21 protein-coding genes are annotated in these 21,308 nt (G+C 74.0%); 11 read left to right on the top strand and 10 right to left on the bottom strand.

The window, feature by feature from the left end:
- Positions 1 to 373 precede the first annotated feature (373 nt).
- Positions 374 to 1,654: an SAV2148 family HEPN domain-containing protein gene (locus ACFVVU_RS05070; RefSeq protein WP_380682172.1), complete on the top strand. Its 1,281-nt coding sequence runs from the start codon at positions 374 to 376 to the stop codon at positions 1,652 to 1,654.
- Positions 1,655 to 1,684: 30 nt separating this feature from the next.
- On the opposite strand, the gene ACFVVU_RS05065 is transcribed toward ACFVVU_RS05070, so the two are convergent.
- Positions 1,685 to 2,203 carry a GNAT family N-acetyltransferase gene (locus tag ACFVVU_RS05065; RefSeq protein ID WP_387788428.1) on the bottom strand — a complete coding sequence of 173 codons (519 nt, stop codon included), beginning with the start codon at positions 2,201 to 2,203 and terminating at the stop codon, positions 1,685 to 1,687.
- Positions 2,204 to 2,337: 134 nt separating this feature from the next.
- Between ACFVVU_RS05065 and ACFVVU_RS05060 the strand changes: the two genes are divergently transcribed.
- On the top strand, positions 2,338 to 3,039 hold the full coding sequence (locus ACFVVU_RS05060; protein WP_387788427.1) for an exonuclease domain-containing protein: 702 nt from the start codon (positions 2,338 to 2,340) through the stop codon (positions 3,037 to 3,039).
- Here ACFVVU_RS05060 and ACFVVU_RS05055 read toward each other — a convergent pair.
- The 5 genes from ACFVVU_RS05055 to ACFVVU_RS05035 form a co-directional block, all read right to left on the bottom strand.
- Positions 3,011 to 3,862: an SHOCT domain-containing protein gene (locus ACFVVU_RS05055; RefSeq protein ID WP_387788426.1), complete on the bottom strand. Its 852-nt coding sequence runs from the start codon at positions 3,860 to 3,862 to the stop codon at positions 3,011 to 3,013. The genes ACFVVU_RS05060 and ACFVVU_RS05055 overlap by 29 nt on opposite strands.
- Positions 3,863 to 3,871: 9 nt before the next feature.
- Positions 3,872 to 4,840 (bottom strand): DUF3592 domain-containing protein, encoded by a 969-nt coding sequence (locus ACFVVU_RS05050; protein ID WP_387788425.1) that lies wholly within the window; start codon positions 4,838 to 4,840, stop codon positions 3,872 to 3,874.
- A gap of 32 nt (positions 4,841 to 4,872) precedes the next feature.
- On the bottom strand, positions 4,873 to 5,778 hold the full coding sequence (locus ACFVVU_RS05045; protein ID WP_387788424.1) for a polysaccharide deacetylase family protein: 906 nt from the start codon (positions 5,776 to 5,778) through the stop codon (positions 4,873 to 4,875).
- 154 nt (positions 5,779 to 5,932) lie between these two features.
- On the bottom strand, positions 5,933 to 6,826 hold the full coding sequence (locus ACFVVU_RS05040) for a phosphotransferase enzyme family protein (protein WP_387788423.1): 894 nt from the start codon (positions 6,824 to 6,826) through the stop codon (positions 5,933 to 5,935).
- A 132-nt stretch (positions 6,827 to 6,958) separates the two neighbouring features.
- Complete coding sequence (locus tag ACFVVU_RS05035) at positions 6,959 to 9,223, bottom strand: MMPL family transporter (protein ID WP_387788507.1); 2,265 nt, start codon at positions 9,221 to 9,223, stop codon at positions 6,959 to 6,961.
- A 566-nt stretch (positions 9,224 to 9,789) separates the two neighbouring features.
- Here ACFVVU_RS05035 and ACFVVU_RS05030 point away from each other — a divergent pair.
- The 5 genes from ACFVVU_RS05030 to ACFVVU_RS05010 all read left to right on the top strand — a co-directional run bounded on the left by ACFVVU_RS05030 (position 9,790) and on the right by ACFVVU_RS05010 (position 16,302).
- Positions 9,790 to 11,988, top strand: a complete 2,199-nt coding sequence (locus tag ACFVVU_RS05030) for an MMPL family transporter (RefSeq protein ID WP_380682165.1) — start codon at positions 9,790 to 9,792, stop codon at positions 11,986 to 11,988.
- Between the two features lie 322 nt (positions 11,989 to 12,310).
- On the top strand, positions 12,311 to 12,514 hold the full coding sequence (locus tag ACFVVU_RS05025; protein WP_327676217.1) for a cold-shock protein: 204 nt from the start codon (positions 12,311 to 12,313) through the stop codon (positions 12,512 to 12,514).
- A 158-nt stretch (positions 12,515 to 12,672) separates the two neighbouring features.
- On the top strand, positions 12,673 to 14,373 hold the full coding sequence (locus ACFVVU_RS05020; RefSeq protein ID WP_380714869.1) for a DEAD/DEAH box helicase: 1,701 nt from the start codon (positions 12,673 to 12,675) through the stop codon (positions 14,371 to 14,373).
- A gap of 347 nt (positions 14,374 to 14,720) precedes the next feature.
- Positions 14,721 to 15,449 carry a ricin-type beta-trefoil lectin domain protein gene (locus ACFVVU_RS05015; RefSeq protein ID WP_387788422.1) on the top strand — a complete coding sequence of 243 codons (729 nt, stop codon included), beginning with the start codon at positions 14,721 to 14,723 and terminating at the stop codon, positions 15,447 to 15,449.
- Between the two features lie 82 nt (positions 15,450 to 15,531).
- Positions 15,532 to 16,302 (top strand): ricin-type beta-trefoil lectin domain protein, encoded by a 771-nt coding sequence (locus ACFVVU_RS05010; protein ID WP_387788421.1) that lies wholly within the window; start codon positions 15,532 to 15,534, stop codon positions 16,300 to 16,302.
- Positions 16,303 to 16,309: 7 nt separating this feature from the next.
- Here ACFVVU_RS05010 and ACFVVU_RS05005 read toward each other — a convergent pair whose 3' ends face one another.
- Positions 16,310 to 16,912: a TetR/AcrR family transcriptional regulator gene (locus ACFVVU_RS05005; RefSeq protein ID WP_387788420.1), complete on the bottom strand. Its 603-nt coding sequence runs from the start codon at positions 16,910 to 16,912 to the stop codon at positions 16,310 to 16,312.
- 129 nt (positions 16,913 to 17,041) lie between these two features.
- Here ACFVVU_RS05005 and ACFVVU_RS05000 point away from each other — a divergent pair, with 129 nt between their 5' ends.
- The 4 genes from ACFVVU_RS05000 to ACFVVU_RS04985 all read left to right on the top strand — a co-directional run bounded on the left by ACFVVU_RS05000 (position 17,042) and on the right by ACFVVU_RS04985 (position 18,767).
- On the top strand, positions 17,042 to 17,710 hold the full coding sequence (locus ACFVVU_RS05000; RefSeq protein ID WP_387788419.1) for an FMN-dependent NADH-azoreductase: 669 nt from the start codon (positions 17,042 to 17,044) through the stop codon (positions 17,708 to 17,710).
- A 5-nt stretch (positions 17,711 to 17,715) separates the two neighbouring features.
- Complete coding sequence (locus ACFVVU_RS04995; protein WP_387788418.1) at positions 17,716 to 18,039, top strand: DMT family transporter; 324 nt, start codon at positions 17,716 to 17,718, stop codon at positions 18,037 to 18,039.
- Between the two features lie 99 nt (positions 18,040 to 18,138).
- Complete coding sequence (locus ACFVVU_RS04990) at positions 18,139 to 18,360, top strand: type II toxin-antitoxin system VapB family antitoxin (RefSeq protein ID WP_380683662.1); 222 nt, start codon at positions 18,139 to 18,141, stop codon at positions 18,358 to 18,360.
- Positions 18,357 to 18,767: a PIN domain-containing protein gene (locus tag ACFVVU_RS04985; protein ID WP_387788417.1), complete on the top strand. Its 411-nt coding sequence runs from the start codon at positions 18,357 to 18,359 to the stop codon at positions 18,765 to 18,767. The genes ACFVVU_RS04990 and ACFVVU_RS04985 overlap by 4 nt, the downstream gene beginning before the upstream one ends.
- Positions 18,768 to 18,791: 24 nt before the next feature.
- Here ACFVVU_RS04985 and ACFVVU_RS04980 read toward each other — a convergent pair whose 3' ends face one another.
- From ACFVVU_RS04980 to ACFVVU_RS04970, 3 genes are read right to left on the bottom strand one after another with little or no spacing between them, the layout of a single operon-like run.
- Positions 18,792 to 19,583 (bottom strand): sirohydrochlorin chelatase, encoded by a 792-nt coding sequence (locus tag ACFVVU_RS04980; RefSeq protein WP_387788416.1) that lies wholly within the window; start codon positions 19,581 to 19,583, stop codon positions 18,792 to 18,794.
- A 10-nt stretch (positions 19,584 to 19,593) separates the two neighbouring features.
- The gene (locus tag ACFVVU_RS04975) at positions 19,594 to 20,505 is read right to left on the bottom strand and encodes an ABC transporter permease (RefSeq protein WP_355364652.1); all 912 of its coding nucleotides are present in this window, start codon (positions 20,503 to 20,505) and stop codon (positions 19,594 to 19,596) included.
- Positions 20,492 to 21,295, bottom strand: coding sequence for an ABC transporter ATP-binding protein (locus ACFVVU_RS04970; RefSeq protein ID WP_355364649.1), 804 nt, complete (start codon positions 21,293 to 21,295; stop codon positions 20,492 to 20,494). The genes ACFVVU_RS04975 and ACFVVU_RS04970 overlap by 14 nt, the downstream gene beginning before the upstream one ends.
- Between the last annotated feature and the right edge of the window lie 13 nt (positions 21,296 to 21,308).

The raw sequence follows: 21,308 nt of genomic DNA, 5'->3' as shown, positions 1-21,308 counted from the left end.
CCCGACGCTCTCCCCGACGGCGGGGCCATTCGCGTCGTGTTCGCCCGAACGGGTGTCCCCACGGGCCCCGGTGGCGCTGCTCCGGCGTCGCGGCTCCGCCGTGGGGCCTGCGTGCCGCACGGGGCGGGTGGGACGGGTGGGGCGGGCGGCCCGGGCGGGCCGACGCCGTGGCCCAACCGGCTGCGGGGGTTCGCGGCGGGCAGTACCCTTGATCGTCCGGCCGTCCGGGGCTCATGGCGGTCCATCAGGCGAACCGACGGCGAACCGCCGGTGCGTGCGCCGACGGCGCGCCGTGCGGCCGACCGGCCGGACGGCAGGCAGACAGCTCCGAGCGGCCCCGGCGGCTCCCAGCAGGAACCAGGTGAGGTGGCGCATGGTGTTCCCCGCCGGCGGCCGTGGCGGTGGGCCCGGCGGCCCCGACCGGGGCAGCGCCCGCAGTGAGGCGCCGACGGTGGTCATGCGGCCCGCCCTGACCGGCGGACGCTCGCTCGTCCCGGCCCAGGGCGGACCGGTCGAGGTCCCCGCGCTCGCCTGGTCCGGCACCGAATGGGAGGACGCCTACCAGCGGGTGCGCCTCTCCGGCCGCGCCTACGTCTGGCTCAACCTGGTCGAGCAGCGGCTGCGCTCGCTCGTCGACGAGGTGCTGCACCCGATCTACGCGCCCGCCCACGGCGAGGACTGGGTCACCGCCGCGGCCGGACCGGCCGGCGAGGAGTGGGCGCACCGGGCCGGCGCCGTGCGCGAGGTCAGCCGGCGCAAGGGCTACCTGCTCGACCCGGCCGACGACGACCCGCTGGTCTTCCTCACCCTGCCGCAGCTGCGCGAGCTGATGGTCCAGCACTGGCCGTGTTTCGAGCCCTACCTGGCCGACCGCCGGGAGATCGAGCTGGCCCTCGACGAGCTGGAGGTCGCCCGGCACGTCGTCTCCCGCAACCGGGTGCTCACCGCGACCGTCCTCGCCCAGACCGAACGGGCCGCCGCGCGGCTGCTCGCCCTGTTCGACGGCGGCGCCGGCGCCGTCCCCGCGGACGTCGTCGAGTCGCTGGTGGCCGGCCGGTACGCGGACGTCGTCGCCGTCCACCCCGACCGGGTCCGGCTCCAGCGCGACCTGCCGGTCGAGGACCTGCTCGACGGCGCCCGGCGGCTGGACGCGCTCGGCATCGGCCTCGGCATGCTCTGCCAGAACTACACCGGCAAGCGGCTCGTGCGGCTCGCCACCGACGGCTGCCGGGTCCGGCTGCTCTTCCTCAACCCCGCCAGCAGCGCAGTCCGCCGCCGTGAGCGCGAGCTGGGCCTCGGGCGCGGCGAACTGGGCCGCTCGATCCAGATGAACATCCTGCACGTGCGCCGGGTCCGGGCCGCGCTGCGCGACCAGGGCGGCTTCGAGATCCGGGTGTTCGACGAGACCCCGCGCTTCACCGCCTACCTGGTCGAGGGCGTGCCGTCCGCGGCCCCGGCCCCCGGCGGCCGCCGCCAGACCCGCGACCTCGGTGTCGTCCAGCCCTATCTGCGCCGGGCCCGCGGCATGGAGTCGCCCGCCCTCGTGCTGCGCGGCGGCGCCGGACAGCAGCCGGGCGGCACGGACGCGGGGCTGCTGGAGGTCTACCGCGAGGAGTTCGAGGGCGTCTGGGCCGACTCCCGGCCGGTGTCCTGACCACTGCTCGGGGGGCGTTCGGGGGCGGCCTCAGCGTCCGGGGCCGCCCGGCCGGCCCGCCGCCGGGCGGATCATGAACACGTCGACCGGGTCCTGCCCCTCCACCGTGAAGCCGTGCCGCTCGTACAGCCGGCGGGCGGCGCTGCCCTGGAGCACCACCAGCCGGACCGCGGCCCGCGCGGCATCGGCCTCCGCGAGCACGTGCCGCAGCACGGCGGTCCCCAGCCCCCGGCCCTGGTGCGCCGCGGCGAGGTAGAAGTGCTCCAGCAGCCGCGCGCCCGGCTCGGCCGGCTCGCCCGGTTCGGCCGTCGGCCCGTCCGGCCGGACGGTGACGCAGCCCGCCAGGGCGCCGTCGACCTCGACGACCCGGGTGTACCGGGTGGAGAACGTCTCCCGCAGCCGCCGGCGCACCCGGTGCTCGTCGTAGCGGCCGAGCCGGACCAGATCGGCCCGCATCACCTCGGCCCGCAGCTCGGCGATCGGCTCGACATCGGCGGACCTGCCCGGGCGCAGGCTCCATTCGGGGGTGCTGGTCGTCGTGATGGCCACCCGGACATTGTCCCGGCCGGGCCGCCGAGAACGGGCGCCGGTGCACGGGCGTCGAGCCCCCACCGGCCGGATTGTCGGAGGGGCGGGTGATGATAGGGGCTGCTTCGCACCGGAGGACGGAAGGACACACCCCTATGAGCTGGTGGCAGCAGCCACTGGTCGGCTTCGACCTGGAGACCACGGGCACCGACCCGGCCGTGGACCGCATCGTCACGGCCGCCCTCGTGGACACCGTCGGGGACCGCCGGGTGGGTGTCACCGGATGGCTGATCGATCCGGGCGTCCCGATTCCGGTGGAGGCCGCGGCGATCCACGGGATCGGCGACGACCTGGCCCGGGCCAAGGGACGGCCGGCCAAGGAGGCGGTGGAGGAGATAGCCGCGGCGCTGTGCGAGCGGCTGGCCGCCGGGCGGCCGGTGGTCGCCTTCAATGCGCCCTTCGACCTGTCGCTGCTCGACGCCGAGCTGCGCCGGCACGGCCTGCCGTCGCTCGCCGACCGCCTCGGCGGGCCGGTCGCGCCGGTCCTCGACGCGCTGGTCATCGACCGCGCCGTGGACAAGTACCGCAAGGGCTCCCGCACCCTCCAGCGGGTCTGCGAGGTGTACGGGGTCGAGCTGACCGACGCCCACGAGGCGGGCAGTGACGCCCTGGCCGCCGTCCGGGTCGCCGTCGCCCTCGCCGAGCGCTACCCCGACCGGGTCGGGGACGTCCCGGTGACCGAGCTGCACACCCGCCAGATCGACTGGTTCCGCGCCTGGGCCGAGGACCTCCAGGCCTGGCTGCGGCGCGGCAAGGACCCGGAGGCCGTCATAGACCCCCGCTGGCCCCTGCGCTGAGCCCGGTGCCCAGCAGCCGGGCCTTGGCGGCGGTGAACTCGGCGGTGTCGAGCGAGCCGTCGCGGTGCAGGGCGGCGAGGGTTTCGAGCTGGTCGCCGAGGGGGCGGGAGGTGACCGGCAGGGCGGTGGCGAGGGCGGCGGACGGGTCGCGCGGGTCGTGGCGGACGGCCAGCTCGCCGCCGACGTTCGGCAGGGCGTACACCGGGAACGTCCCGGTGTGGACGAGCGTGTACGACCGGCCGTCCGGACCGGGGTAATGGATGTCGAGCCGCAGCCGGTGCGGGTCGGTGAGCCGGCCGCCCTGCGCGCGGTCGATCCGCTGGACACCGGTGATCCGGCCGGGGACGGTCACGCCGGTGCGGTGCAGGCGCTCGGCGAGCCGCCGGGCGCGCAGGTGGTCCGCGTTCTCGCGGCGGATCCGTCGTTCGCCGCGGACCCCCGTGACCACGGTGAGCAGCGCGAACGGCGCGGCCGCGGCGAACATCCAGGGGTGCGCCACGCCGTTCGCGGGGGCGGCGCCGAGCAGCCCGAGCGTCAGCACGCCCGCGGAGGTCGTCCCCAGCGGGAGGCGCTGCGGCTTCTCCACGGCGCGGTTCTCGGCCAGCCCGAGGGCGCCGAACAGGGCGATCAGCCAGAGCAGCAGTCCGCCGGTGATGAGCAGCGCCGTGAGGCCGTCGTCGCAGGGCCGGCCGGGCTCGCAGGCGTCGGCGGTGAACGAGCGGAGGTAGCCCGTGCCGGCGCCGAAACCACCGAGCGCGGCGAACAGGCCGAGGTCGAAGGCGACGAACTTGCGGGCGCCGCTGACCCGGGGCGTGGTGGTCATTCGCGGATGCTAGTGCGGACCCTCCGTACCGGGACGGACGGTTCGCTGAACGACGGCGTCCCGAGGGGGATACGCCGGGTGGACGGAAGCGGAGCCGCCGCTCAGCACCCGGGCCTTGGCGGTGGCGAACTCGGCGGTGTCGAGCGAACCGTCGCGGTGCAGGGCGGCGAGGCGTTCCAGTGCGGCGATCAGGTCGAGGCCCGGGGCCTGCGGGGCCTGCGGGGTGTCCGGTCCGGCCGGTCCGGCGTCCGGGGCGGGGCCGGTGACCAGCGAGGCGCGGGCGTTGCCCGGGTCGGCGGGGTCGTAGCGGACCTCGGCGGCGTCGCCCCGGCGCGGGGCGTCGTAGGCGGGGAAGGCCTCGATGACGGTGGCCGCGTGCTGCTCGCCGTCGACGGTGGTGAAGGCGACGGTGATCCGCAGCTCCGGGCAGTCGTTGTAGGTGCTCCCGGTGTGGCCGAGGTCGGTGATCCGCCCGGGAACGGTGACGCCGTGACGCTCCAGGCGGTCCTCCCGCTCGGCCCGGATCCGGCTGTCCCGCTGGAACGCGCGCCAGCGGCGGGCGCCCCACCGGTCGAGCACGGCGGTGAGCAGGGCGAGCGGGAGGACGGGGACGAGCAGCCAGGGGTGGAAGGAGCCGTTGGCGAGGGCCGCGCCGAGCAGGCCGAGGGCGAGGCAGGCCAGCAGGACGCCCCGGTCGGAGGTGGCCGAGGGCTCGGTGGTGGGGGCGTCGCCGTGCGCGGTGGTGGCGGTGGCCACCAGGCACAGCAGCCAGAGCAGGATGCCGCCCGCGAGGTACAGGGTGGTGCCGAGGGCGCCGCACCCCTGCTCGGGGCCGCAGGCGTGGGTCGCGAACGCGCGCACGAAACCGGTGGCGGTGAGCCATCCGGCCGTCGCGGTGAACGCCGAGACGACGACGAGTCCGACGATCCGACCGCTGCTCAGACGCGGTCCGGGGACGGTGGGCTGATCAGTGGCCATGGGGCGGAGTGTAGGGGGTCCGGCGGGCCGGATCAGTCGGCGGGGAGGTCGAACCGGTAGCCCTGGGCGGTCAACCAGGGCAGCAACTGCCGTAGCGCGGCGACGGTTTGTGTGCGGTCCCCGCCGCCGTCGTGCAGCAGGACGACGCCGCCGGGCTTGAGCTGTGCCTGGACGGCGGCGACGATGGCCGCCGTACCCGGGCGGGACCAGTCGCGCGGGTCGACCGACCAGCCCAGCGGGCGCAGGCCGTGGTCGGCGGCGATCGTCCGGTTGTCGGCGGTGAACGCGCCGCCCGGGGCGCGGAACCAGCCCACCGCGGTGCCCGGCCCGCCGGCCCGGACGATCATCTGCCGGGCGTCGGCGATCTCGTGTTCGGCCCGGTCGTGGGGGAGCGCGGCGAAGGGCTGCGGGTGGTCCACGGTGTGGTCGCAGAGCCGGTGGCCGGCGGCGAGGATCCGCTGCACGGCGGCCGGGTCGGCGGCGGCCTGCTTGCCGATCACGCAGAACGTGGCCCTGGCCCCGTACTGGGCGAGCAGGTCCAGCACCTGACCGGTGGCGGGGCCGGGGCCGTCGTCGAAGGTGAGCGCGACCGTCCGGCCGCCGGAGGCGGTGGAGTGGACGACCGCGGTGGGGACACCGGTGGTGGGGGAGACGGCGGGCGGCGGGGCGGGCGTGGAGGTGGCGGCCGTCGGGGTGGGGGCGGGCTCCGGGGAGGCCGGGGCCGGCGCGGCGGAGGACGGGGCCGCCGTCGGGGAGGCCGGGGCCGGGGCGGGGGAGGCCGGGGCGGTGGTGCTCGGCTCCGGCCGGAGCGCGCCGTTCGCCGTGCCGCAGGCGGCCAGGGCCAGCGTGGCGAGCGCCGCCGCGATGCCCCTCGCCGTCCGGCGCAGGCCGCGCCGGACGGCGGGGGAGAGGGACCGCGGGGCGGCGGGCTCCGACATGGCGGCGGCTCCTGAGGGGCAGAGGCGGTGCCGATCCTCGGTCAGGATGACTGTCCGACAAGACGCACTTCATACCGCCGTTGGTTCCCGTTCCACGGCCCGACACCCCCGCCGACCGGCGCGTTCCGGCCACCGCGACCCGGGCCGGAACCGGTCAGAACGGGTACCAGCGCACCTCCGAGGCCCCCGTCCGCAGCGAGTCCACCCGCCGCCGGAACTCGGCCAGCGCCGCCGGATTGCCCGGCGCCTGCTGCGCGACCCAGGAGGCGCTCGCCGTCTCCCGCGCCCCGCGCAGCACCGTGAAGCCGGACCACTCGCGCACGTCCCAGCCGTACGCCTCGGTGAACGCCCGGTACTCCTCGCCCGGCACGCCGTACCGGTCGTGGCTGAGCGCCAGCACCACCAGGTCGTGCTCGCGCAGGTCGTCGGCGACGAACTCCAGGTCGAGCAGGACCGGCCCGTCCGGGCCGATGTGGACGTTGCGCGGCAGCGCGTCGCCGTGGATCACACCGGTCGGCAGGTGCGGGACGAGCGCGGCCGCCTCGGCCTCGAAGGCGTCCCGGCGCCGGCGCAGGAAGTCGACGTCGGCCGGGTCGACATGGCCCTCGGCGGAGGCGAGCCAGCGCCCGACGGGTGCCAGCAGATCGCGCCGCCCGAGCGTGAACGGCGGGGCGGGCAGCCGGTGCAGCGCGTGCAGCAGCGGGGCGAGGTCGACCGGGCGGGCGGGCCGCTCGGCGGGGGCCAGCCGGTGCCAGAACGTGACGGGGTGCCCGTGGGCGAGCTGCGGTTCGACGGGGACCGCGTCGTACGGGCGGACCACCGGGACGTCGTGGCCGGCCAGCCAGTCGGCGACGGCGAGCTCGCGGCGGGCGCGCTCGTGCAGTTCCGGGCCGCGGCCGACCTTGGCGACCACGGCCGGGTCGCCGAGGTCGAAGACGGCGTTCTCGCCGAGGGCGAGCAGCCGGGCGTCGGCGGGGCCGGGCAGGCCGGCCGACTCGCAGGCGTGGGCGAGCAGCGTTCGGGCCCGCCCCTCGTCGAAGGGGAGCATGAGGGTGTCCGTTTCCTTGCATGACAGCCGGGTGTGGGTGGGCGATCATTCTGGCAAACGGCTGCCGGGCCCCGTGTCTCACGGGGCCCGGCATCGTCCGAGGTCCGAGGGTCCGAGGACCGCTGGGGAAGGTCAGACCTCGATCCGGCGGTGCCGGGCCTGGTGGGCCTGCGGCTCCGTCGCGGTCTGCGGGACCGGGGCGGCCTGGGCGGCGGCGCCGGTGCCGAGCGGCGGGACGCTCTCGCCGTGCGAGAGGGAGGGCAGCCAGTCGAGCCAGCGCGGCAGGTACCAGTTGCGCTCGCCGAGCAGGGTCATCACCGAGGGCAGCAGCACGGCGCGGATGATCGTCGCGTCGATCAGCACCGCGACCGCGAGGCCGACGCCCATCTGCTTCATGGCCTGCATGGACAGGGTGCCGAAGACCGCGAAAACCGCCACCATGATCACCGCGGCGCTGGTGACCACACCGGCCGTGGAGCGGATGCCGTGGGCGATCGCGGCCCGGGTCGGCAGGCCCCGGTCCCGGCCCTCCTTGATCCGGGAGACCACGAAGACGTGGTAGTCCATCGAGAGGCCGAAGAGGATCACGAAGAGGAACAGCGGCACCCAGGACTCCACCGCGCCGACGCCCTCGGTCCCGAGCAGCGAGGCCCCCACGCCGTGCTGGAAGACCAGCGTCAGCACCCCGTACGCGGCGCCGACCGACAGCAGGTTGAGCACCACGGCGGTGCCGGCGACGGCCAGCGAGCGGAACGAGGTGAGCATGAGCAGGAAGGCGAAGGCCACCACGAAGCCGAAGACCAGCGGCATCGAGCCGGTCATCTTGGCGTTGAAGTCGTACGAGCCGGCGGTGCGGCCGGTGACCGGCGCCTCGGTGCCGGGAACCTTGAGCACGGTGGCGGGCACGAGCTGCTCGCGCAGGGTCTTCAGCGCGGCGTTGCTGACCTCGTCGTTGCCGGTGCCGTTGAGCGGGATGTCGACGGTGGCGACGTTCTGCTGCCGGTGGACGGTGACGTCGACCGGTCCGTGCATCTGCCCGCCGGCCAGCGCGCGGGCCTTGAGGTCGGCAATCGCGGCGGTCATCGCGGGGGAGCCGATGTCGGTCGCCTTGATCACCACGGAGGCGGGCGCCGGGCTGCCGGGGAAGGCGGCCTCGATCTTCTGCGAGACGGCGACCAGCTCGTTGCCCCTGGGCAGCTGCTGCTGGAAGGTGAGGTTGGCGGTGTGCATGGTGAGCAGCGGGGCGGACAGCCCGATCAGCACGGCCCCGGCGAGCACGGTGGCGGCCAGCGGGCGGTGCAGCACCGGGGTGAGCACGGCGTTCCAGAACCGGCCGCCGGTGGTCGCGGCGTCCGGGTGCCGGAGCCTGCCGAGGAACGGGACCCGGCCCTTGCCGACCCGGTCGCCGAGCATCGAGAGCAGGGCGGGCAGCACGGTGAGCGAGCCGAGCACGGCGGTGACGACGACCACGATGGTGGCGTAGGCCATGGCCTGGAACTCGGCGATGCCGGTGAGGAACATGCCGGCCATGGCGATCACCACGGTGACGCCGGAGACCAGCACGGCCCGGCCGCTGGTGGCGGCGGCGATCCGCAGGGAGGTCTCCAGGTCGCGCCCGGCGGCCCGCTCCTCGCGCTCGCGGCGCAGGTAGAAGAGGCAGTAGTCGACGCCGACGGCGAGGCCCACCAGCAGCATCACCGAGCTGGCGTTGTTGCTGGTGTGCAGCAGTCCGCTGCTCAGCGCGACGAGTCCGCCGGCCGCGACGAAGGCGGTGAGCGCGAGCACGACCGGCAGCACGGCGGCGACCAGCGCGCCGAAGGCGACCAGCAGGATGCCGAGGGCGAGCGGGACGGCCGTCCACTCGGCGCGGGCGAAGTCGTCGGAGAACTGCTCCTCCATCCACTTGCCGGAGCTGGCGTCACCGAGTTCGACCACGGTGAGGTCGGGGTGCTGCTTCTGGACGGCGGCGACGGCGTCGACCACGGCGGTGACGTTCTTCACCGCCTCCTCGCGCTCGCCGTTCACGGTGAGCTGGACGAGGGCCGAGTGGCCGTCGGCGGAGACCGCCTTGGTGTCGTAGGGGGAGCGGACGTCGGTGGCCTTGCCGGTGCCGTTGACCGCGGCGACGACCTGCTCGACGGCGGTCCGGAAGGCGGGGGCGTCGGTGGTCAGGCCGGTGCTCTGGACCAGCACGGTCTCGGTGGACGGCGGCTTGAGACCGGCCTGGTCGAGGATCTCGGCGGCCCGGGAGACCTGGCCGGGCATGGATTCGGCGTCGGTGACCTTGGTGCTGCCGTGCAGGCCGCCGAGGAAGGCGGCGAGGACGACGAAGAGCAACCAGCCGAAGACGGCGGTCTTTCGGTGCCGGGCGCTCCACGCGCCCATGGCGGCGGCCATGCCGAGCTTGGTCTTCACGGGTTCCCCCTGGGAATGCGGCCGGCGCCGGGATCGGTGACGGGCGTGGCCGGGTCTGCGGCGGTGTTCGTCCGCCGGGCTGTCGCCGCCGGGGTGCGGCCCGGCGTCCCAACAGACAGTAGGGAAGCCGCAGGTGATGAGGTATCCGGCTGGCGGGGGAGTCCGCCCTGTGGTTCTCCTCGGGGGCGGGGTGGGGTTTTCCCTACCCGGCAACCCTGATATCTCCTCCCAGGGATAGGGGCGCCGACTCCACCCTGAGGGGGAGTCAAATCCACCCGGAGCACGAGGTCCGGGGCGTCGTACGGGGGCGAAGATGGGTCAGGGCCGCTTTTCGCGTCCCCGAGGGGGTCGGCCTGCGGCAACGGGGTCGTGGGGAAAACTGCTTGCCGGTCGGCAAGCAAGTAGCCGTAGGATGGCCTCCTCTGAGTACTTACCTGCCGACCGGCTAGGCCCGTGCCCCCGCACCGGCCGGGGCCGATCCCGATCCGTCGCCCGGCGTCCCGTCCCCCAAGGGCTGCGGTGAACCATGCCCAGGAGGCATCACGAGCATGTTCCACCGACTAGGACAATTTGTCGTCCGTCGCGCCTGGTGGGTGATCGCCGGGTGGATCGTCGCGATGATCGCCATCGCGTTCAGCGCGCCGAAGATCACCGCCCAGACCGACGAGGCGGCGTTCCTCCCGAAGCACTACGAGTCCATCCAGGCCGCGCAGTTGCAGGAACAGGCGTTCCCGGCGAGCTTCACGCCCTCCGCGCTCGCCCTGTTCGAGCGCAACGACGGCGGCCAGCTGACGGCCGAGGACAAGGCCGCCGCGGCGAAGGTCGTCCAGGGCCTCACCGACAAGAAGATCGAGCACGTCGAGCAGATCATCCCGGTCAGCGAGCAGACGACGTCCAAGGACGGCAAGTACGCGCTGGCGCCGGTCGCGATCGACAAGGCCACCCAGAACTCGGAGAAGTTCGGCGAGGTCGCCAAGAAGGTCCGTGACGAGGGCAAGGCGCTCGCCCAGGGCACCAGCCTGAAGTTCCAGCTCGGTGGCCAGGCCGCCCAGCAGCTGGACCAGCAGGAGTCCTCCGGCGCGGCCGACGCCGTCATCGGCATCAGCAGTGTCGTGCTGGTCGCGATCATCGTCGGCCTCATCTTCCGCAGCGTGCTGGCCGGCCTCCTGCCGGTGCTGCTCTCGCTGATGATCGCCATGCCGACCGCGAACGGCCTGATCGCCTACGCCACCAAGGCCTTCGACCTGAAGTCCACCCCGGTGCTCTCGGCGATCCTGATCGTGGTGGTGCTCGGCGTCGGAACCGACTACTTCCTGTTCCTCGCCTTCCGCTACCGGGAGCGGCTGCGGGCGGGCGACACCCGACAGGAGGCCGTGGTCAACGCCGTCGCCCGGGTCGGCGAGGCCATCGCCTCCGCGGCCGGCGCGGTCACCGTCGCCTTCGCGGTGCTGATCCTCTCCAGCCTCGGCATGTTCAAGGCGCTCGGCCCGGCGCTGGCCATCGCGGTCGTCGTCACCGCCTTCGCCTCGCTCACCCTGGCTCCGGCCGTGCTCACGGTCATCCCGGCCCGCGGGGTGTTCTGGCCCGGCAAGAAGTGGATGCGGGAGCCGAGCGACGCCCGGTTCGCCGCGCTCGGCCGCGTCGTCGAGAAGCGTCCGGCCGTCGTGGCCCTCGCCTCCGGCGGCGTGCTGCTGGCCCTGACCGCCGGCGCGCTCAACTACAACGGCACCTTCGACCTCGCGGGCAGCTCGATGCCCAAGACCAAGGAGTCGATGGTCGTCCAGGACAAGCTGGTCACGGCCTTCTCGGCCGGCGCCGCCGACCCGACGCACGTCTACCTGACCAACACCGGCGGCGGCAAGCTCGACCAGGCCGCGTTCGACGGGTACGCCGCCAAGCTCGGCGCCGTTCCCGGCGTCGCCGAGGCCCAGGCGAAGCCGGAGGTCAGCAAGGACGGCGCGACCGCCGACTTCACCGTGCTGCTCAAGAACGAGCCGTCCGGCAACGAGGCGATCGACACCGTCACCAAGCTGCGCGAGGTCGCCCATGCCCAGGCGCCGTCCGGCACCGAGGCCAAGGTCGGCGGCATCACCGCGATCTACAAGGACATCAACCTGGCGATGAGCCACGACTACAAGCTGGTGTTCCCGATCGCGGGTCTGCTGATCCTGCTGATCCTGGCCCTCCAGCTGCGCAGCGTGGTCGCCCCCTGGTACCTGATGGCCTCGGTCGGCCTCGGCTTCACCGCCACCCTGGGCTCCTCGACCCTGCTGTTCCAGAACATCAAGGGCGAGCACGGCATGATGTTCATGCTGCCGATCCTCATCTACCTCTTCGTGGTGGCGATCGGCACCGACTACAACATCCTGATCATCGCCCGTCTGCGCGAGGAGGCCCGGGAGGGCCGCAACCCGCGCGAGGCGGCCCGCGAGGCGGTGCGGCACGGCGGTCCGACCGTCGCGGCGGCCGGCTTCATCCTGGCGGTGTCGTTCGCGACCTTCATGCTCGCGGGCAACATCTTCATGCTGGAGTTCGGCTTCGGCATGGCCTTCGGCATCTTCCTGGCGGCCTTCGTGATGGCGATGTTCTTCACCCCGGCGCTCACCGCGCTGGTCGGCAAGGCCGCCTGGTGGCCCGGCCACGGCGGTGACGCCGTCGGCGGCCACGGCGGTCACGGCGGCCCGACCGCCACGCCGGCGAGCCCGTACGGCGCGCACGGCCTGCCGGAGTCGGCCGGACGGCACTGAGGCCGCTCGACCGTCCAGGTGACAGCAGGGCGGCAGTAGGTGCCGCCGGGGAACGGCGCCCGCTTCGGCGGGCGCCGTTTGCCCGTTCCGCGGGGCCTGCAAACGTGATCTGTCGGGCAGAAAATCCCCGGTCAATCGGGGTGCGACCGTGCTACAGTCGACTCAGTTGCAGTTTTGGTTCCCATGAACGCTTGTGTGCGCCTGCTGGTCCCAACCAACAGGCGCATTTGTTTTGTCCGGTGTTTCAGTCTCCGGATGGGGATCGCGGCTACTTGGGGTCCACGAGGTGTGGGCTCCGATGCCCCAGTTAGAGGAGACGGTTATGGCTACCGGCACCGTGAAGTGGTTCAACAGCGAGAAGGGCTTCGGCTTCATCGAGCAGGAGACCGGCGGCCCGGACGTGTTCGCGCACTACTCGAACATCGTCGCGCAGGGCTTCCGTGAGCTCGTCGAGGGCCAGAAGGTCGAGTTCGACGTCACCCAGGGCCAGAAGGGCCCGCAGGCCGAGAACATCCGCGTCATCTGAGTCCGGCTTCCGAGCTGACTCGCGATCTCGCGTAGCGAGGGCCCGCACCGCACGGTGCGGGCCCTCGCCCATGCCGCCGAACGGCCGGGGCGGCGAACTCCTTTCCGACGGCCGACCAGCCCCTGACCGGGGCTGTGTGCTACGGACGGAGAAACCCCGTGACCACCCCTGCCCAGCCGCCCCGTGACGGCGCCCGCAAGCCCCGCAGTCGCTCCGGTGCCCCGCGCACCGGCGCGGGCCAGCGCTCCGGCTCCGCCGCGCGCTCCGGTGGCGCTCCGCGCTCCGGCGCGTCCTCCCGCCCGCCGCGTCGCAACGCGCCGCGCGTCGCCGAGCCCGCCGACTTCGCCGTCGTCGAGGGCACCCCGGCCCGCCCGCCGGCGGCGAGCTTCGCCGAGCTGGAGCTGCCCAAGGCGATCCTGTCCGCGCTGACCCGCGAGGGCGTCACCGAGCCGTTCCCGATCCAGGCCGCCACGCTGCCCGACTCGATCGCCGGCCGCGATGTGCTCGGCCGCGGCCGCACCGGCTCCGGCAAGACCCTCGCCTTCGGCCTGCCGCTGCTCGCCCGCACCGCCGGCAGGCGCGCCGACGCCCGCCACCCGCTGGCGCTGGTGCTGACGCCCACCCGCGAGCTGGCCCAGCAGGTCACCGAGGCGCTCACCCCGTACGCCACCGCCGTCAACCTGCGGATCGCCACCGTCGTCGGCGGCATGTCGATCACCCGGCAGGCCAACGCGGTGCGCCGCGGCGCCGAGGTCCTGGTCGCCACCCCCGGCCGGCTGGACGACCTGATCGGCCGCGGTGACGTCCGGCTCTCCGACGTCGCGATCACCGTGCTCGACGAGGCCGACCAGATGGCCGACATGGGCTTCCTGCCGCAGGTCACCAAGCTGCTGGAGCAGGTCGCCGAGGGCGGGCAGCGGATGCTGTTCTCCGCGACCCTGGACCGCAACGTCGACCGGCTGGTCAAGCGCTTCCTGACCGACCCGGTGACCCACTCGGTCGACCCCTCGGCCGGCGCGGTCACCACCATGGACCACCACGTGCTCCAGCTGGACCCGGCCGACAAGGCGTCCACCACCGCCCACATCGCCTCCCGCGACGGGCGCGTGATCATGTTCGTGCACACCAAGCACGGCGCCGACCGGCTGGCCAAGCAGCTGCTCGCGAACGGCGTGAAGGCCGCCGCCCTGCACGGCGGCAAGTCCCAGCCGCAGCGCAACCGGGTGCTCGACCAGTTCCGGGACGGCCACGTCACCGCGCTGATCGCCACCAACGTCGCCGCCCGCGGCATCCACATCGACGGCCTCGACCTGGTCGTCAACGTCGACCCGCCGATCGACCACAAGGACTACCTGCACCGCGGCGGCCGCACCGCCCGGGCCGGCGAGTCCGGCACCGTCGTCACCCTGGTGCTGCCCGACCAGCGCCGCGAGGTGGGCCGGCTGATGACCGTGGCCGGGATCCGCCCGACCACCACCAAGATCCGCCCCGGCGACGCCGAACTCACCCGGATCACCGGCGCCCGCACCCCCAGCGGCGTGCCGGTCAGCGTGGCCGTGCCCGCCCCGGCGGTGCCCGTCGACGCGGAGGCCGGGAAGGCCGCGCCGAAGACCTCCTCCGGCCCGCGCCGGCGTTCCGGCAAGCGCTCGGGCCTGCCGACCGACGTCGACATGAACGGCAACCCGCGCCGCCCCCGGCCCAAGCAGCGCGTGGGCGGTGCGGGCGGCGGCCAGGGCGGCGGCGCGCCGCGCCAGGCGGCCGGCTTCATCGGCCGCTCCTCGGGCCGCGCGAAGCCCGGCAGCGGCTCCAAGTCCGGCTCCAACTACGGCACCGGCCGCCAGCGCCGCCAGGGCGACTGAGCGAACGGCCCCAGTGATCGGTCGACCGAGCGACCGGCCTGCTGAGCGAACGGTACGACCACGGCGCCACCCGGCGTCCGACGGCCCGGTTCACCCCGTTGCGGGGTGAACCGGGCCGGGTGCTTTCCGGCCGGATCCGCCGCGGCCCCGGCCTGCTGCCGCGTCCGACCGTCCGTTCGGGCCACACCCCGTCCGTGGACGGACGACTGGCGTGATCGTTCCCCCGCGCTGTTGACCGTGGCCAGACATCCCCCGACGCTTTCACGCGGCCCGCACAACCGTCGCACCGTCATCACGGTTCCCCCGGGCGGGCCGTCCGGTTCACCGTCCACGGAAGGACCTTCCCGATGCGTCGTACCGCCGCCCTCCTCTCCTCCGCCGCGCTGCTCGGCGCGGCCGCCTCGCTCGCCGCGCCGGCCACCGGCGCCCAGGCCCTCGCCGGGGGCTGTGGCGCCTCCGTCGCCGGCTGGAGCGCCTACGGCACCTGTTCCGGCATCGACCCGCTCCAGACCTGGTACGTCTCCGCCACCTGTCAGTGGTGGAACGCCCAGCACACCGTGCAGTTCAGCCGCGGCACCTTCAGCGGCGTGGTGGTCGGCGACGGCAGCGCGGTCGCGCCCTGCGGCGTCAACGAGACCGTGTCCTTCCCGTACATCGTCTTCGGCGCCAAGCTCCCCCCGCAGCCCGCGGGCCCGGTCGGCCAGATCACCGGCTACGCCGGCAAGTGCGTCGACGTGAAGGGCGCCAGCAGCAATGACGGCACCCCCGTCCAGATCTACGACTGCAACGGCACCAACGCCCAGCAGTGGAAGATCGGGGTGGACGGCACCATCCGCGACTTCCTCAAGTGCATGGACGTCTCCGGCGGCGGGACCGCCAACGGCACCAAGGTGCAGCTGTACACCTGCAACGGCAGCGGGGCGCAGCAGTGGCAGGTCCGGGCCGACGGCTCGATCTACAACCCGCAGTCCGGCCGCTGCCTGGACGACCTCGGCTTCTCCACCGCCAACGGCAACCAGCTGGGCATCTGGGACTGCAACGGGGCCGAGAACCAGGTCTGGCACGTCCCCGCGTGACCGGGTCGGTGGCGGCGGCGGTCGTGACCGCCGCCACCACCGGGCCGCCGACCGGACCGCCCCCAGACCCAGGAGCCTCGTCATGCGTCGAACCGCCCTGCTGTTCTCCACCGCCGTGCTGGCCGGAGCCGCCGCGTTCACGGCCCCGTCCGCCGGCGCCGCGCCGAGCGCCGCGCCGACCGCCACCTCCCGGGCCGCGACCTCCCAGGCCGCCGCTCCGGCCGCCCTGGCCGTGTCCTGCCCCATCAGCCGGACCGCCAACGGCTTCATCGCCACCTGCTCGGGCCTGGACCCGAACCAGACCTGGACCATCAACGGCGTCTGCGTGACCATCGATTCGAGCGGCTTCCCGGCCTACCGGCCCGCCTCCGGTCCCTACCGCGCCGGTGACGGCACCAACACCGCGACCTGCGTCTACGGCGGGATGCCGTCCTCCGCCAACATCTCCTGGGGCCCGGTGCCCCCGGCCGGCCCGGTCGGCCCGATCGTCGGCTACGTCGGCAAGTGCGTCGACACCCGGACCGCGGCCACCGGTTCCCCCGTGGCGATCTGGGACTGCACCCCCGGGCTGGTCGGCCAGCAGTGGAAGGTCGCGGTCGACGGCACCATCCGGACCTACGGCAAGTGCCTGGACGTCACCAACGGCGACACGGGCAACGCCACCCGGGTGCGGCTCTACGACTGCAACGGCTCCGGCGCCCAGCAGTGGCAGCCCCGCCCGGACGGCTCGATCCTCAACCCGCAGTCCGGCCGTTGCCTGGACGACCTCGGGTACTCCACCACCAACGGCAACCAGCTGGGCATCTGGGACTGCAACGGCGCCGCCAACCAGGTCTGGCAACTGCCGATCTGACGCCGGGTCAGCCCAGTGCGCCGTCGGCCAGCGCGGCCAGGCCGGCGGCGATCCGCGCCGGGGTGGCGCCGCACGAGCGCTGGTGGCGGAAGAGCTCGGGGGCGAGCGGGGCGAGCAGCTGGTCGGCCAGGACCTCCGGGTCCGGCCGGCCGGCCGCGCGCGCCAGGTGGGCGACGTGCAGCCGCCAGAAGGCGTAGGCGCCGGTCCGGTAGCGGGCCGCGCCGGTCTCGGCGCCGAGCACCAGGTGCACATGGGTCTCCAGCAGCTCGACCATCGCCGCGTAGAACGCCGCGAGCCGTTCGGCGGGGGCCGGCGCCGCGCCGGCGTCACCTGGGCCGAGCGGCGGCTCCCCGCGCAGCAGCCGTTCCTGGAGGGCGCGTTCGTGCTCGTCGAGCAGGGCGCGGGCGATCGAGGCGCGGTCCGGGTAGCGGCGGTAGAGCGTGCCGCGGCCGATGCCGGCCGCGCGGGCGATGTCGTCCATGGTGACGGCGGCTGGGTCGCCCGCAGCGAAGAGCCGTTCGGCGGCGGCGAGCACCTTGGCACGGTTCCGGGCGGCGTCGGCCCGTTCGCGGGGCGGCGGCCCGTCGGCCAGTGGGAGGTTCGTCGTCATGGGTTCCAGCCTAGGAGGCAAGTGGACACACCGTCCACTTGCCTCTACGGTTTGGGGAGCCGATAAGTGGACGACGTGTCCACTTCTATCGCGGCTCCGTCCTGCCCAGACCCGCCCCGGGGGTTCACCGTGTCCCACCTCCTGCACCTCGACAGCAGCGCGCGCACCGACTCCTTCACCCGCCGCCTCGGCGAGGCCTTCGCCGAGGCCTGGGAGGGCGGCGGGGGCGAGGTCACCCACCGCGACCTCGCCGCCGACCCCGTCCCGCCGATCCGCGAGGGCTGGACCCGGATCTGCGACACCCTGCTGCGCGAGGGCATCACCGACATCGCCCGCTACCCCGAGGCCGTCGGCACCGAGCAGGAGCGGGAGGCCTGGGCCGTCGTCCGGCCGTTGCTCGACGAGCTCGTCGCGGCGGACGCCGTGCTGATCGGCGCGCCGATGTACAACTTCGGCGTCCCGGCCGCGCTGAAGGCCTGGATCGACCAGGTGACCTTCCCGAAGATGGTGCTCGCGCCGCGCAGGTTCGTGGTCGTCGCCGCCCACGGCGGCGCCTACGGACCGGGCACCCCGCGCGCGCCCTACGACCACAACGGCCGCTACCTGAGCGACTTCTTCCGCGGCCACTACGCGGTCGAGGACACCGAGGTGATCGCCGCCGAACTCGTCAACTCGCTGGTGGACCCCGCCCTGGCCGGCCGGGTCACCCAGCACCGGGAGTCCGTCACCGGCGCGCTGCACCGGGCCGGGGAGCTGGGCGCGAAGCTGGTCGGCCACCGCGTCCCGAGGGAGGGCTGAGCGCCGTGCCGTGGATCTGGCTGCTGCTGGCCGGGGTGGTGGAGGTCGCCTGGGCGCAGTCCATCAAGCCGACCGAGGGGTTCACCCGCCTCCCGCAGACCGCCCTGTGCCTCGTCCTCATGCTGGGCGCCGTCTACCTGCTCTCCCGCGCCCTCCAGGACCTCCCGGTGGGCACCTCCTACGCGGTCTTCACCGGCATCGGCACCATCGGTACCGTGCTGACCGCCCTCGCCGTCCGCCACGAGGTCCCGTCGCCCGCCGCCCTGGCCGGCCTCGCCCTCATCACCGCCGGCCTCCTCACCGTCCACCTCGGCACCCCCACCCCCTGACCCCGTCACGCCGGCCCCCGGCGCGACGGCGTCGACCGAGCAATGTTGGTGGAATACAATGGCTTGTCCATCACCAACATCACTCCTCGGAGGTGCGGAATGTCCGTGACACAGATCGACATCGACGAAGAGGCGCTGGAGCGCGCCATGGCACTGGCGGGAGTGCGGACCAAGAAGGAAGCCGTCAACCTCGCCCTCCGCTACTACGCCGAGCAGCGGGAACGCGCGGCGAGGATCGGCCGGCACTTCGAACGGGCCCGGCAGTGGGGAGCGGTGGAGGACGCCGAGCGGCTGCACCGGGTGGAGAAGGACGCCCGGTGATCTACCTGCTCGACACTTCGGCCCTGGTGCGCCTGCTGCGTGACCCGAAACTTCAGACCACCTGGTACGACGCGATCGACGCCGAGTCGATCGCGTCGTGTTATCCCCAGCGCGCGGAGTTCCTCTACAGCGCGCGGGACGCCCGGGAGTACGACGAGATCGCCGAGATGTTCGCCGACCTCTATCCGGACGTCACGGTCCCCAAGAGCGCCGGACGCTGGATCGACACGGTGCAGCGTCGGATGGCTCTCGCGGGCCAGCACCGCAGTGCCTCTGCGGTCGATCTCCTGATCGCGGCGACGGCGGCGCACCATGGACTCACCGTGCTGCACGACGACGCCGACTACCGGACGGTGGCCCGCCACGCGCCCGATCTCACCGAGCACAGCATTCTGGACCACGGCTGACCGCGGAGCCGAGCTCCGAGAAGCTCAGGCGGTGAGGGCCGGGGCGGTGTTTGCCGCTGTGCGCGCCTCGTCGTAGCGGGTGAGGAGGAGGCGGGCGAGGTCGGGGGTGGGGGCGAGGGGGGCGGCCAGGTGGTCGGCGGCGGCCTCGCCGGCGGCTTCGGCGATGCGGTCGGGGAGCAGGCCGGGGGCGAGGAGGTAGGGGGAGACGGCGACCCGGTCGACGGCGGGAGTGCGGCGCACGGCCGCGACCGCGTCGGGCACGCGCGGGCCGCCCGCGGAGGCGTAGGCGACCTCGACGGCGGCCCAGCCGCGGGTGCGGCGCCACTCGGCGGCGACCGCCCGGGTGGCGGCGTCGGCGGCCGGGTCGGAGGAGCCGGCGGCGGCGAGCACGACGCCGGTGCGGGCGCGCACGGCGGGGGAGGCGAGCGCGGGGGCGGCCTCGGTGAGCCGGCGGTCGAGCGCGCACAGCAGCAGCGGCGACGGGCCGAGCACATCGGCCACCGGCAGGTCGGCGCCGGCCGCGCGCAGGGCGGCGGGGATGTCGTGTTTGGCGTGGAAGGCCCGGTTGAGCAGCAGAGGGACGGCCACCGCCGCCGGCCCGAGCCGGTCCAGCACCTGCGGGATCCGCGGCGCGCAGTGGTCGAGGTAGGCGGTGGCGACGTCCAGGCCGGGCCGCAGCGCCCGCACCTGGGCGACCAGCGCGGCGACGGCCGCGGCGTGCCGGGGGTCGCGGCTGCCGTGGGCGATCAGCAGCAGGGCGGGGCTGCCCGCCGCCACCGGGGTGGCGGGGGCGGCGGACAGCCGTCGGTCGGTCATGCGCGGGGCCTCACTTGCCGCCGGCCAGCAGGCCGCGGTTGCGCAGGACCCGGCGCTCGACCGGGGTGAAGACGAGCAGCTCGATGGCGATGCCGACGAACAGGATGAGGATGATGCCGAGCAGGACGCCGGCCATGTCGGAGAACTCGCGCTGGTTCTCCAGGAACCGGCCGAGGCCGAGGCCCAGGTCGGGGGAGGAGGCGACGAGTTCGGCGGCCATCAGCGAGCGCCAGGAGAAGGCCCAGCCCTGCTTGAGTCCGGCCAGGTAGCCGGGCAGCGCGGCGGGCAGCAGGATGTGCCGGGCACCGGTGAGGCCGGTGGCGCCGATGGTGCGCCCGGCCCGCAGGAACAGCGGCGGGACCTGGTCGATGCCCGCGACCAGGCCGTTGGCGATGGACGGGACGGCGCCGAGCAGGATGACCGCGTACATCATCGAGTCGTTGATGCCGAGCCAGATGACGGCGGCCGGCACCCAGGCGACCGAGGGCAGCGACTGGAGGCCGGAGAGGACCGGGCCGAGCGCGGCCCGCACCGGCTTGACCCGGGCGACCAGCAGGCCGATCGGGGTGCCGATGACAAGCGCGACCAGGAAGCCGGACAGCCCGCGCCAGACGCTGGTCCAGATGATCGAGAACAGCGTGCCCTTGTACCAGAGGTCCTCGGCGGCGTGCCAGACGTCCAGCGGGCTGGGGAGCTTGTACTCGGTGGTGACGTGCAGGCTGTAGGCGCCCTGCCACAGGGCGAGCACCAGGACGACGCCGAGCAGCGGCGGCAGGACCTTCTGCCGCAGCGTCTCGGCGGTGGAGTTGCGCTGGGTGACGACCGCGTCCAGGGCGTCCAGGCCCGACCCGACGCTCGCGAAGTCGGCGACGGTGCCCGCGTGGGCCGACCCGGCCTTGGTGGTGGTGTCAGTGCTGGCCATGGCGGCGGATCTCCCCACGCAGTTCTTCGGTGATCTCGATGGACAGGTCGGCCACGCCGGAGGACTCGATCCGGCGCGGCTGGGGGAGGTCGATGTGCCACTCCCGGTTGACCCGGCCGGGGCGGGAGGAGAGCAGCACCACGCGCTGGGCCAGCCGGACGGCCTCCCGCACGTTGTGGGTGACGAAGAGCACGGCCAGCTTGCGCTCGGCCCAGATCCGGGTGATCTCGTCGTGCAGGACGTCACGGGTGATGGCGTCCAGGGCGGCGAACGGCTCGTCCATCAGCAGCACCTTGCTGCCCTGGGCGAGCGCGCGGGCCATCGCGACGCGCTGGCGCATGCCGCCGGACAGCTCGTGCACCCGCTTGTCGTAGGAGCCGTCGAGCCGGACAAGTTCGAGCAGCCGCTCGGCCTCGGGGCGGCGCTCGGGGCGGGGGACGCCGGCGAGCTTCAGGGCGAGTTCGATGTTCTTGCCGGCGGTGAGCCAGGGGAAGAGCGCGTGTTCCTGGAACATCAGCGCGGGGCGTCCTCCGGGCACCTCGATGCTGCCCGCGGTGGGCTTGTCGAGGCCGGCGACCAGGTTGAGCAGGGTGGACTTGCCGCAGCCCGAGGCGCCGAGCAGCGTGACGAACTCGCCCGGGGCGACATCGAGCGTGATGTCGTCCAGGACGTGGGTCTGCGCGCCGGGACGGCCGAAGGACTTGTGCACGTGCGAGATCCGGACGGCGGGGGCGCCGTCACGAGTGCCGACGCCGGGGGCGTCGTCCGAGGTGGTCAGTGCCGGAGTCATTCCGGGCACCTCC

This window comes from Kitasatospora sp. NPDC057965, assembly GCF_042887135.1.
Lineage (GTDB): Bacteria > Actinomycetota > Actinomycetes > Streptomycetales > Streptomycetaceae > Kitasatospora.
Note: the sequence above shows the minus strand (reverse complement) of the source record. Positions and strands in the feature narration are given on the sequence as shown.

Coding starts and splice junctions, on each gene's coding strand:
- ACFVVU_RS05070 (WP_380682172.1), top strand. CDS start 374: ATGGTGTTCCCCGCCGGCGGCCGTGGCGGTGGGCCCGGCGGCCCCGAC.
- ACFVVU_RS05060 (WP_387788427.1), top strand. CDS start 2,338: ATGAGCTGGTGGCAGCAGCCACTGGTCGGCTTCGACCTGGAGACCACG.
- ACFVVU_RS05055 (WP_387788426.1), bottom strand. CDS start 3,862: ATGACCACCACGCCCCGGGTCAGCGGCGCCCGCAAGTTCGTCGCCTTC.
- ACFVVU_RS05050 (WP_387788425.1), bottom strand. CDS start 4,840: ATGGCCACTGATCAGCCCACCGTCCCCGGACCGCGTCTGAGCAGCGGT.
- ACFVVU_RS05045 (WP_387788424.1), bottom strand. CDS start 5,778: ATGTCGGAGCCCGCCGCCCCGCGGTCCCTCTCCCCCGCCGTCCGGCGC.
- ACFVVU_RS05040 (WP_387788423.1), bottom strand. CDS start 6,826: ATGCTCCCCTTCGACGAGGGGCGGGCCCGAACGCTGCTCGCCCACGCC.
- ACFVVU_RS05035 (WP_387788507.1), bottom strand. CDS start 9,223: ATGGCCGCCGCCATGGGCGCGTGGAGCGCCCGGCACCGAAAGACCGCC.
- ACFVVU_RS05030 (WP_380682165.1), top strand. CDS start 9,790: ATGTTCCACCGACTAGGACAATTTGTCGTCCGTCGCGCCTGGTGGGTG.
- ACFVVU_RS05025 (WP_327676217.1), top strand. CDS start 12,311: ATGGCTACCGGCACCGTGAAGTGGTTCAACAGCGAGAAGGGCTTCGGC.
- ACFVVU_RS05015 (WP_387788422.1), top strand. CDS start 14,721: ATGCGTCGTACCGCCGCCCTCCTCTCCTCCGCCGCGCTGCTCGGCGCG.
- ACFVVU_RS05010 (WP_387788421.1), top strand. CDS start 15,532: ATGCGTCGAACCGCCCTGCTGTTCTCCACCGCCGTGCTGGCCGGAGCC.
- ACFVVU_RS05005 (WP_387788420.1), bottom strand. CDS start 16,912: ATGACGACGAACCTCCCACTGGCCGACGGGCCGCCGCCCCGCGAACGG.
- ACFVVU_RS04990 (WP_380683662.1), top strand. CDS start 18,139: ATGTCCGTGACACAGATCGACATCGACGAAGAGGCGCTGGAGCGCGCC.
- ACFVVU_RS04980 (WP_387788416.1), bottom strand. CDS start 19,583: ATGACCGACCGACGGCTGTCCGCCGCCCCCGCCACCCCGGTGGCGGCG.
- ACFVVU_RS04975 (WP_355364652.1), bottom strand. CDS start 20,505: ATGGCCAGCACTGACACCACCACCAAGGCCGGGTCGGCCCACGCGGGC.
- ACFVVU_RS04970 (WP_355364649.1), bottom strand. CDS start 21,295: ATGACTCCGGCACTGACCACCTCGGACGACGCCCCCGGCGTCGGCACT.